Raw genomic sequence first — 10944 nt, forward strand, 5'->3', positions numbered from 1 at the left:
GGGCACAACGGCCCACGGGGGTCAGCCGAAGAACCACCCTCAGCCGGAGACTCGCTGCCCGCCGCAGGCGGCTCGCTCTCCGCCGGAGGCGCAACCGGGGACGGGGCCCCAGCCCCAGGCCCTCGGCCCAGCGCACGCCGACGACCGGCCGAACCGCCGGAGGCTGACGAAGGGGACGAGGTCATAGCCGTCGCAGGCTACCGCGTACCGCCCACAAAGCCGACAACCGGTCGACAACCGACCGACAGCCCGCCGACTACCGCCCGCGCAACCGCCGCACAAGAATGCTCGCGTCCCCACGGGACTCGAGGTCGGCCAGCACCACGGCCACCGCCTCACGCACGATCCGCCCCCGGTCGACCGCCAGCCCGTGCTCCCCGCGGAGCACCAGCCGGGCGTGCTCGAGGTCCATGAGCTCCTCGGCGGACACATACACGGTGATCTTCTCGTCGTGCCGCTCTCGCCCGCTGGGCCGCCGCCCGGCGGCCCGGCCCCGTCGGCGGGGCGCACCCGCGGCAGAACCTTCCTGCGCGGACTGGGCCGGCTGGGCCGACGGCGCCGGCTGCCCGGACGCGGAGGGCGCGGCCTGCCGCCGCGCCGAGCGCGCCGCCCCCGGGGCGGCCCCGGCCTTGTCCGCCTCCGCGGTGGCCGCCCGACTGCGGGACTCCCCCGCGTCGGCCGACTCCGCGTCCGCGGCCACATGCTCGGCGCCCTCGCCGTCACCGCCCTGCGCGGGCACCGACGGCGGCGCGTCCTCCGCGGCGGCGGGATCGCTCTCCCTCGCCGGCGGGGGCACCCTGGCCTCGCCGTTGGCCTGGCGCCGGGGAGTGGACGATTGGAGCGCCATCCCCCCTGTCGTACGGAACAGTTCGTCGGCCCCCGGCAGACTCACTCGGCGTGACACCGGGCGAGCACCTCCCTGGCGAGCTGGCGGTAGGCGGCGGCACCGACGGAGTTGGAGGCGTACGTGGTGATCGGCTCACCGGCGACCGTGGTCTCCGGGAAGCGGACCGTGCGCCCGATGACCGTGTGGTAGACGTGATCGTCGAACGCCTCGACGACACGCGCGAGCACCTCACGGCTGTGCACGGTGCGCGAGTCGTACATCGTGGCGAGGATCCCGTCGAGCTCCAGCTCCGGGTTGAGCCGCTCCTGGACCTTCTCGATGGTCTCCGTCAGCAGCGCGACACCACGCAGCGCGAAGAACTCGCACTCCAGCGGCACGATCACCTTGTGCGCGGCCGTCAGCGCGTTGACGGTGAGCAGACCGAGCGAGGGCTGACAGTCGATCACGATGTAGTCGTAGTCGGCCATGAGCGGCTTCAGGGCGCGCTGCAGCGTCGACTCGCGCGCGACCTCGCTCACCAGCTGGACCTCGGCCGCCGACAGGTCGATGTTGCTCGGCAGCAGGTCCATGTTGGGGACCGCGGTCTTCAGGAGGACCTCGTCGGCCGCCATGCCCCGCTCCATGAGCAGGTTGTAGACGGTCAGGTCGAGTTCCATCGGATTCACGCCGAGGCCGACCGAGAGCGCCCCCTGCGGGTCGAAGTCGACCAGCAGGACACGCCGTCCGTACTCCGCGAGCGCGGCGCCCAGGTTGATGGTCGACGTGGTCTTGCCGACGCCGCCCTTCTGGTTGCACATCGCGATGATCTTCGCGGGGCCGTGGTCGGTCAGCGGGCCCGGGATCGGGAAGTACGGCAGCGGGCGTCCCGTCGGGCCGATGCGCTCACGGCGCTGCCGTGCCGCGTCGGGCGCGAGCGTGGCCGCGTACTCCGGATCGGGTTCGTATTCGGCGTCGGGGTCGTAGAAGTGCCCCTCGGGCAGTTCGTCGTAGTCGGCGAAGTGGTTGCGGGTCTCGCCACTTCCGTCGCCGGCCATGGCGTTCACGTGATGGCCATCCATGCTCATGTGTGCTGTCTGAGTCGCCTGCGGACTCTGCTGGGCTGCGAAGGTGCGCACAGCGACGGAGCCGACAGGCTGAAGCCCCGTGGACCCTTGGCCCTGTGCAGGCATTCCTGGATGACCACCCCCGGGAGTAAATGTCGACTCATTCACAAGTCGTCTTACCTCCTTGGTGACCAGGAAACTTCTAGATAGGTCAGCGTGGCACCATGCCGACGGTTGGCGACTCTATGGCGTGTCGGCGGTTCGCAGCAACACAATCCGCCGGACCCGGCCCGATGTGTCGGCAATGAAACATCCCGCTGTCAAGGGCGTACGGCCGTCGCACGGCAGGTTTCACCGTTGCGCGAAACGGTTGAAGGGTTACGTTCGAGGCGAGTTGACCTGGTGTCCCGAGGTGAACATACACACCTCCGGCCGAACCTCAGGAGGCAAGGTCCGGCCGGATGCACGCTGTTGACGACCCGTGTTGACGTATCGCTTTTTCGCGTCGCCAAGTCGACTCCTAGCCGAGAAGCGACTCCAGCTCGACGTGCTCCACGCCGTGCGCCTGGGCGACCTCGCGGTAAACCACCTTGCCGTCATGGGTGTTGAGTCCCAGGGCCAGCGCGGGATCCCGGCGCAGCGCCTCGACCCAGCCGCGGTCGGCGAGCTCCACGATGTACGGCAGCGTGGCGTTGGTGAGCGCGTACGTGGAGGTGTTGGGCACCGCGCCGGGCATGTTGGCGACGCAGTAGAAGACCGACTCGTGGACCTTGAAGGTCGGCGCGGCGTGGGTCGTGGGACGCGAGTCCTCGAAGCAGCCGCCCTGGTCGATCGCGATGTCGACAAGGACACTTCCCGGCTTCATCCGCGACACGAGCTCGTTGGTGACCAGCTTGGGGGCCTTGGCGCCCGGGATGAGGACGGCGCCGATGACGAGGTCGGCCTCCAGGCAGGCCTTCTCCAGCTCGAAGGCGTTGGAGACGACGGTCTGGATCTTCGTACCGAAGATCTTGTCGGCCTCCCTGAGCTTGTTGATGTCCTTGTCGAGCAGGGTCACGTGGAAGCCCAAGCCGACGGCGATCTGCGCCGCGTTCCAGCCCGACACGCCGCCGCCGATGACGACGGCCCGGCCCGCCGGCACCCCGGGGACACCTCCGGGCAGCACCCCGCGGCCGCCGCCCGCGCGCATCAGGTGGTAGGCGCCGACCTGAGGGGCCAGGCGGCCCGCGACCTCGGACATGGGGGCGAGCAGCGGCAGCGCGCGGCCGGGCAGCTCGACGGTCTCGTACGCGATCGCGGTCGTCCCCGACTCCAGGAGGGCGTCCGTGCACTCCTTCGAGGCGGCCAGGTGCAGGTAGGTGAAGAGCGTCTGGTCCTTGCGGAGGCGGTGGTACTCCTCCGCGACGGGCTCCTTGACCTTGAGCAGCAGGTCGGCGGTGGCCCACACCTCGTCGGCGGTCTCAAGGATCTCGGCACCGGCGACGACGTACTCGCCGTCCGTGATCGACGAGCCGACACCGGCGTTCCGCTCGACGACGACCTGATGGCCGTGGCGCACCAGCTCGTGCACGCCGGCGGGGGTGATGGCCACCCGGAACTCGTTGTTCTTGACCTCGCGGGGGATGCCGACCTTCACGTCGATCACGGTCCTTGGCTCAGAGGGGTGGGGCGTACGCGCACATGGGCGGCGCATGCTCACGCAATGCATGACATACCCGTACGCATAGGAGCGCACCGGGAGACACCGCAGGGAAGCGGCGGCGGACCCAGTCTAATGAAGGCTTCCCCGCTGTCTAGCCTTTCAATGCATCAATCTTCAGCCGATCCGCTACGGATTTCGTAGGCGTTAGCTCCTTGTTCCGCCTCGGTCTCGCCGACAGCGCCGGAATCGCCCTCGTGGATGGCGTGGAGCTTCTGAAGTTCGTCGAGTTCGCCGAGTTCGTCTCCCAGCATGCGCTCGGCCGCCGCCCGGTGCAGTCGTGCCGCCGCCGGGTCCCCGAGCCGCTCCAGCGTGTCGGCGAGCCGGACGTGCAGAGCGGCCTGCAACCGTGTGTCCTCGGCGCGGCGCGCCCACTCCAGCGCCTCCTGGCAGATGGCCAGCGACTCCTCGAACCGCCCCGCGTACTCCTCGACGCGTCCCATCTCGCTCAGCGCCCTCGCCTGGCCGCCCTCGTCGCCGAGCCTGCGGTAGCCGGTGAGGGCCGAACTCCAGTTGCGCAGAGCCTCGTCGTAGCGGCCCGCGCAGGTGTGGGTGCCGGCGATGCGGCCGTAGAGCCGGGCCGCGTCGGCACGCTCGTCGCGGGCGAGCCGCTGGGCGAGTGCCCTGCCGTACCAGTCCGCGGCCCGCTCGTAGTCCCCGAGCTCCTGGTGGGCGCCCCCTACGGATTCCATCGCGCGGCCGGTCGCGTACGGGTCGTTCGCCTCCCGTCCGGCGTCGAGCGCGGCCCGGTAGCGGGCGAGCGCCTCGTTCGTACGGCCGGTCCGGGCGTCCAGGTCGGCGAGGTTCAGCAGGGCGGCGGCCTTCTCCCGGGGCAGCTTCCGGCGCTCGGCGACGTCGAGGACCAGCCGGTGGATGCCGTACAGCTCGGGGGCGGCGGCCTGGGTGCCGAAGTGGGCGACCATCGTGCGCACCAGCTGGGACATCAGGCGCCGGGCGAGCGTGTCCAACTCGCCGTCGGCGACCGCGAGCCGGGCCGCGGCCAGCAGCGCGGGCCGGCGGATGCGCAGCCAGTCCTCGGCGGCCCGGGGCGTGGGGAAACGCAGCGCGCGGGGTGTCTCCTGGAGCTTCTCGCGGGCCTGGACACTGTCGGTCTCGGTGATGGTCCGGCAGGACTGCAGGAGGCGTACGGTCCGCTCCAGCATCCGGGCACGGGCCAGTTGGAGCTCGGCCGGGCGGTCCTGGGTCTCGGCGAGGGCGCTCAGCAGGGGCTGCAGACAGCCGGGCACCTCGTACTGGGGCATCGGCGAGTCGACCGTGTGGAGGAAGCCGAGCGCCACGAAGTCGTCCAGCGTGGTGCGGGCGGCGCCGACCGAGCAGCCGGCCAGCGCGGACGCGGTGTGCGGGTCGACGAGGCCCGCCGGGGCGAGGGAGAGCAGTCGCAGTATCCGGGCGGCGGGGCTGAGCAGGGAGCCGTACGCGAGCCGGAAGACGCGGGTCAGCGGCGGGCCCTCGTCACCTGCGGCGTTGAGGTGCCGGGCCAGGTCGGCGACGGCGGCCTTGGAGCGGGCGGCGAGCCAGCCCCCGGCGAGCATCAGCGCGGCGGGCTGGCCGGCGCACTCCAGGACCAGTTCCTCGGCGGCGCGCGGGTCCACGGTGATGCGCACGGAGCCGGTGAAGCGGCGGAGCAGCTCCACCGCGGACTTGGTGTCCAGTCCCCCCAGGGTGCACGGGCGGACGTCGGAGATGCCGGTCAGCGGCCCGCAGGAGACCGCGACGACCAGGCACTCGGGGGTGTCCGGGAGCAACGCGTCGACCTGCTCGGCGTCGGCCGCGTCGTCCAGCAGGAGCAGCGTCCGCCGGTCGGCGAGGGCGTCCCGCAGCGCCGCGCTGAGGTCGTCCTCGGCGGCTCCGGGCGGGGTGGGCAGGTCGAGCGCGGAGAGCAGTTCGCGGGCCGTGCGCTCGGTCGGTACGCGGGTTCCGTCGGGCTCCGTCAGGCGCGCGCGGAGCACGCCGTCGGGGTAACTCTCGGCGACCTGCCGCGCGAACTCCTCGGCGAGCGCGGTGCGGCCGTAGCCGGGGCGGCCCGCGATGAGGAGCACGCGCGCGCGGGGCGCCTTCCGGCCGGAGAGCGTGTCGAGACCCGCACGCTCGATGTCGGCGCGCAGTCCCTTCAACTCGCGCTCCCGGCCGAGGAACTGACTGTCCGTGAGGCTTTCCGTGGTGGTGTCCTCGGCGGCCTGAGCGGCCTCCGCGGCCGAGGGCTGCTCGGTTCCGGACACCTCGGTGCTCTCCGTGTCGACCGCCTGTTCCGTCACGGGTCACGCTCCCGTCCCACTGCACGCGCAAGGCCCGCCGGGACTCCGGTGCGGGCGTGTGGCAGAGCCTAGTTCACGCTCTGCGACGATCCCGGCGGAGCACGACGGAGGGGTCCCCCGATCGGATCAGGCGATCGTAGGACCGGCGGGGTCAAGCGGGCATCAGGGGGCGCGCCCCTTTAGGGGCGCGGGGCTGTATCGATATGCGGCTCCGCCGCGTGGGCGCGACCAGCCACGACGGGCCGAAAGGTCAAAGACGGCCGCACCCGCCCGGAGCGCTACGCCTCGAACGGCCGGGCAGGCCAAGCCGCCTCGGCGGGACGCAACGCATCGAGCCCGTCGCCGTTCTGGGCCGCGACCAGTGAAAGAACGCCCACGACCAGGCAGTTGTTGTGCAGCTCGCCGGCCAGGACGCCCCGTACGAGATCGGCGACGGGCACCCGGGCCAGCTCCATGTCGGCCTCCTCGTCCTCGACCTCGAAGCGCCGGCCCTCGGCCTCGGCGAGGTCGCGGGCGAGGAAGATCCGTACGGCCTCGTCGCAGCCGCCGGGCGTGGTGTAGACGTCGGTGAGGACGCGCCAGTCCTCGGCCTTGACGTGCGCCTCCTCGTACAGCTCCCGCTGGGCCGCGTGCAGCGGGTTCTCGCCGGGGACGTCCAGGAGCCCGGCGGGGATCTCCCAGAGCTTCTGGCGCACGGGGTGGCGGTACTGGCGGATGACCAGCACGCGGCCCTGGTCGTCGAGGGCGAGCACGGCGACGGAGCCGGGGTGGACCTGGTAGTCGCGGTGGACGACCGATCCGCCGGGCATGACCACGTCGTCGGTGCGCACGGAGGTCTTGTTGCCGACGAAGGGCGTGTCGCTCGCCCGGACCTCCCACTCCTCGGCGGTGTCCTTGATGGTCATGTCGACTTGTCCTCCCACACATGCAACGAGGCCGGGACACACGCCCGCAGGACGCGCATCCCGGCCACCGTACAGCTCTCGTGCCGCTCGCTCTTACCGACCCGTGTGCGGTCCTACTGACCCGTCTTGCGCTCCACGGCCGCCTTGACGAGCCCGGCGAACAGCGGGTGCGGCCGCGTCGGGCGCGAGCGCAGCTCCGGGTGCGCCTGCGTGGCGACCAGGTAGGGATGGGCGTCGCGCGGGTACTCCACGTACTCGACGAGCTTGCCGTCGGGCGAGGTGCCCGAGAACAGCAGGCCGGCCTTCTTCTCCAGCTCGGCGCGGTAGGAGTTGTTCACCTCGTAGCGGTGACGGTGCCGCTCCTCGACGTACTCCTTGCCGCCGTAGACCTCGCGCACGATCGAGCCCTCGGAGAGCTTCGCCGGGTACATGCCCAGGCGCATCGTGCCGCCCATGTCGCCCTCACCGGCGACGATGTCGAGCTGCTCGGCCATGGTGGAGATGACCGGGTGGCCGGTGGCGGAGTCGAACTCGGTGGAGTTGGCGTCGGGGATGTCGGCGAGGTTCCTGGCGGCCTCGATCACGATGCACTGCAGGCCGAGACAGAGCCCCAGGAGGGGGATCTTGTTCTCGCGGGCGTACTGGATGGCGCCGACCTTGCCGGAGACACCGCGGTCGCCGAAGCCGCCGGGGATGCAGATCGCGTCCACGTCGCCGAGCTGCTCGGCCGCCCCGGCAGGGGTCTTGCAGTCGTCCGAGGTGACCCACTTGATCTTCACACGGGCCTTGTTGGCGAAACCGCCCGCGCGCAGGGCCTCGGTGACGGACAGGTAGGCGTCGGGCAGGTCGATGTACTTGCCGACGAGCGCCAGGTTGATCTCGTGCCGCGGGTTGTGGACGCGGTCGAGCAGGTCGTCCCAGGTCGTCCAGTCCACGTCACGGAAGGGCAGGTCCAGCTTGCGGACCACGTAGGCGTCGAGGCCCTCGCCGTGCACGGTCTTCGGGATGTCGTAGATCGAGCGGGCGTCGGGGCAGGCGACCACGGCGGCCTCGTCGACGTCGCACATCAGCGAGATCTTGCGCTTGATCGCGGTGGGCACCTCGCGGTCGCAGCGCAGCACGATCGCGTCCGGCTGGATACCGATGTTCCTCAGGGCGGCAACCGAGTGCTGGGTCGGCTTCGTCTTCAGCTCTCCCGAGGGGCCGATGTACGGCAGGAGCGAGATATGCACCACAAAGACGTTGTCGCGGCCGACCTCGTGACGGACCTGACGGACGGTCTCCAGGAACGGCAGCGACTCGATGTCGCCGACCGTGCCGCCGACCTCGGTGATCACCACGTCCACCTCTCCGGTGGCCATGCGCCGGATGCGGTGCTTGATCTCGTTGGTGATGTGCGGGATGACCTGCACGGTGTCGCCCAGGTACTCGCCACGCCGTTCCTTGGCGATGACCGTCGAATACACCTGACCGGTGGTGACGTTGGCGGAGCCGTCCAGGTCACGGTCGAGGAAACGCTCGTAGTGGCCGATGTCCAGGTCGGTCTCGGCACCGTCGTTCGTGACGAACACCTCACCGTGCTGGAACGGGTTCATGGTGCCCGGGTCGACGTTCAGGTACGGGTCGAGCTTCTGCATGACCACGCGCAGTCCGCGCGCCTTGAGCAGCATGCCGAGACTGGAGGCCGTCAGACCCTTGCCGAGCGAGGAGGCGACACCCCCGGTGACGAAGATGTGCTTGGTCGTCGTTGTTTTGGGCGGCATGGCCAAGAGGGGGCTCCCGTGGTCGCGGTATGGAATGCGGGGCGGCTGTCGGCCCGGAGATGTCCGGGGTGCCGTCGCTGCGGTTCGGGGGACCCTTTGCTTACAGTACGAAAGCGGGGGCGCCCACCGGTCCACGGGCTACCAGCGTATCAGCGACCGTGCGAGATGGCTTCCGGCCACGCTCCGCGCACGGATCGCCACGCAGGCGGCTCGACGCCACTCGGCGCCACCCCTGGCTCACTCGTTCGGATCACCCGCGTTGTCGGGAGGGGCACGCGGAGACCGGGGCAGCGTCGTATCCTCTTCGGACATCGCTGCCGAGCCCGGCCGGCGAACGGCACCACCCCCGCCCGTCTCCGGAACCACAAGAGCTCGTCAGTTCGTTGAGCAACGACCGCCTACATTCCGTTGAGCATCGTTGTACGACGACGTTTTAACAGAACCCTGGGATCTCGTTCGACACTGGTCCTATGGGTCCCATGACCGCACAGCGACCGCCCCTCGGGGGGCGACGTGGCCGTTCGACTGGAGTTGCATTGGCCGGGCGCATCGAGGACTACGCACTCATCGGAGACATGCAGACAGCAGCGCTGGTCTGCCGGGACGGCACGGTGGACTGGCTGTGCCTGCCCCGCTTCGACTCCCATGCCGTCTTCGCGGGACTCCTCGGCAACGAGGAGCACGGTTTCTGGCGCCTCGGCCCGGCCCACGCCGTCGACGCCGAGCCGCCGAGAGCCTCCCGGCGGGTCTACCGCGGCGACTCGCTGATCCTGGAATCGGAGTGGGACACCCCGCGCGGCACGGTCCGAGTGACGGATTTCATGCCGCCGCGTGACGGCGCCCCCCAGCTGATCCGGATCGTCGAGGGCGTCAGCGGCCGCGTGCCGATGCGCTCCGCCCTGCGGATGCGGTTCTCGTACGGCCGTGTCGTGCCGTGGGTGCACAAACACGAGGGCCGGACGGTCGCCGTCGCCGGACCCGACAGCGTGTGGTTCGACACATCGGCCGAGACGTACGGCAAGTCGCTCACGACGTACGCCGACTTCACGGTGGCGCCGGGCGAGAAGATCGCCTTCACGATTTCCTGGCAGCCTTCTCACAAGGAGCCGCCGGCGCTGCCGGAGCCGGAGCAGTCGCTGGAGGCGACGGAGGAGTTCTGGCGCGAGTGGGTGGAGCACTGCACGTACCACGGGCCCTACCGCGAGGCCGTGGTCCGCTCGCTGATCACGCTGAAGGCCCTGACGTACGCCCCCACGGGCGGCATCGTGGCGGCCCCCACCACCTCGCTCCCGGAGCACATCGGCGGCGTCCGCAACTGGGACTACCGCTACACGTGGCTGCGTGACGCGGCGATCACCCTGTCCTCGCTGCTGCGTACGGGCTACCGCGAGGAGGCCCGCGCCTGGCGCGAGTGGCTGCTGCGGGCCGTGGCCGGCGACCCGGAGAACCTGCAGATCATGTACGGCATCGCGGGCGAGCGGGAGCTGGGCGAGGCCGAGCTGGACTGGCTGCCCGGGTACGAGGACTCCGCGCCCGTCCGGGTGGGCAACGGCGCGGCGCACCAGCTCCAACTGGACGTGTACGGCGAGGTCACCGAGGCCCTGCATCTGGCCCACATGACGGGTCTGGCCCGCAACGACTACGCGGCCCTGCTCCAGCTGAAGCTGATCCGTTATCTGGAGGACCACTGGGACGAGCCGGACGAGGGCATCTGGGAGGTGCGCGGCCCGCGCCGCCACTTCGTGCACTCCAAGGTGATGGCCTGGGTCGCGGTGGACCGCACCATCAAGCTGATCGAGTCGGGCGACGCGGACGGCCCGCTGGAGAAGTGGCGCGAGCTGCGCGACGACATCCACCGGGACGTGTGCGAGCGCGGCTACGACAAGGAGCGCAACACCTTCACGCAGTCGTACGGCTCGAAGGAGCTGGACGCCTCGCTGCTGCTGATCCCGCAGGTGGGCTTCCTGCCGCCGGACGACAAGCGTGTGATCGGCACGATCGAGGCCATCCAGCGCGAGCTGTCGACCGCGGACGGGTTCATCCTGCGCTACCCGACCTCGGGCGAGGACGAGGGCGTGGACGGGCTCCCGGGCGACGAGGGCGCGTTCCTGGCCTGCTCGTTCTGGATGGCGGACGACCTGGCGATGATCGGCCGCGTCGACGAGGCGCGCAAGCTCTTCGAGAAGCTGCTGGCCCTGCGCAACGACCTGGGCCTGCTCGCCGAGGAGTGGGACCCGCGCCTGAAGCGCCAGGTGGGCAACTTCCCCCAGGCGTTCAGCCACGTCCCCCTGATCGACACGGCACTGCGGCTGACGGCGTCGGGCGCGTACGGAGGCTGACGCCGGGGGGCGCATTTCAGCCCGTCCGGCGTTTGAGGACGAGGCCGTTCAGGCCGAAGGGGGGTCTGGGGG

The 10944-nt window shown here is 70.6% G+C and carries 7 protein-coding genes; 1 reads left to right on the top strand and 6 read right to left on the bottom strand.

What is annotated here, in order from left to right:
• Nucleotides 1–256: 256 nt before the first annotated feature.
• From FNH08_RS32640 to FNH08_RS32665, 6 genes are all read right to left on the bottom strand, one after another.
• Nucleotides 257–904 (bottom strand): hypothetical protein, encoded by a 648-nt coding sequence (locus tag FNH08_RS32640; protein WP_322725881.1) that lies wholly within the window; start codon nt 902–904, stop codon nt 257–259.
• Entirely contained in the window at nt 889–2016 is a 1128-nt protein-coding gene (locus tag FNH08_RS32645; RefSeq protein WP_152775137.1) for a ParA family protein, read from the bottom strand. The genes FNH08_RS32640 and FNH08_RS32645 overlap by 16 nt, the downstream gene beginning before the upstream one ends.
• 394 nt (nt 2017–2410) lie before the next feature.
• Nucleotides 2411–3535 carry an alanine dehydrogenase gene (gene ald, locus FNH08_RS32650; RefSeq protein WP_322725882.1) on the bottom strand — a complete coding sequence of 375 codons (1125 nt, stop codon included), beginning with the start codon at nt 3533–3535 and terminating at the stop codon, nt 2411–2413.
• Nucleotides 3536–3699: 164 nt separating this feature from the next.
• Entirely contained in the window at nt 3700–5865 is a 2166-nt protein-coding gene (locus FNH08_RS32655) for a tetratricopeptide repeat protein (protein WP_322725883.1), read from the bottom strand.
• A gap of 278 nt (nt 5866–6143) precedes the next feature.
• Entirely contained in the window at nt 6144–6770 is a 627-nt protein-coding gene (locus FNH08_RS32660) for an NUDIX domain-containing protein (protein ID WP_152775138.1), read from the bottom strand.
• Nucleotides 6771–6883: 113 nt separating this feature from the next.
• The gene (locus FNH08_RS32665) at nt 6884–8533 is read right to left on the bottom strand and encodes a CTP synthase (protein ID WP_152775139.1); all 1650 of its coding nucleotides are present in this window, start codon (nt 8531–8533) and stop codon (nt 6884–6886) included.
• A gap of 536 nt (nt 8534–9069) precedes the next feature.
• Here FNH08_RS32665 and FNH08_RS32670 point away from each other — a divergent pair.
• Nucleotides 9070–10872: a glycoside hydrolase family 15 protein gene (locus FNH08_RS32670; RefSeq protein ID WP_152775140.1), complete on the top strand. Its 1803-nt coding sequence runs from the start codon at nt 9070–9072 to the stop codon at nt 10870–10872.
• Nucleotides 10873–10944: the final 72 nt, after the last annotated feature.

This window comes from Streptomyces spongiae (assembly GCF_009377185.1).
Classification (GTDB): domain Bacteria; phylum Actinomycetota; class Actinomycetes; order Streptomycetales; family Streptomycetaceae; genus Streptomyces; species Streptomyces spongiae.

Bases quoted from the DNA above. Each gene is read 5' to 3' on its own strand.
- FNH08_RS32645 (WP_152775137.1), bottom strand. From the start codon at position 2,016: ATGCCTGCACAGGGCCAAGGGTCCACGGGGCTTCAGCCTGTCGGCTCC.
- FNH08_RS32665 (WP_152775139.1), bottom strand. From the start codon at position 8,533: ATGCCGCCCAAAACAACGACGACCAAGCACATCTTCGTCACCGGGGGT.
- FNH08_RS32660 (WP_152775138.1), bottom strand. From the start codon at position 6,770: ATGACCATCAAGGACACCGCCGAGGAGTGGGAGGTCCGGGCGAGCGAC.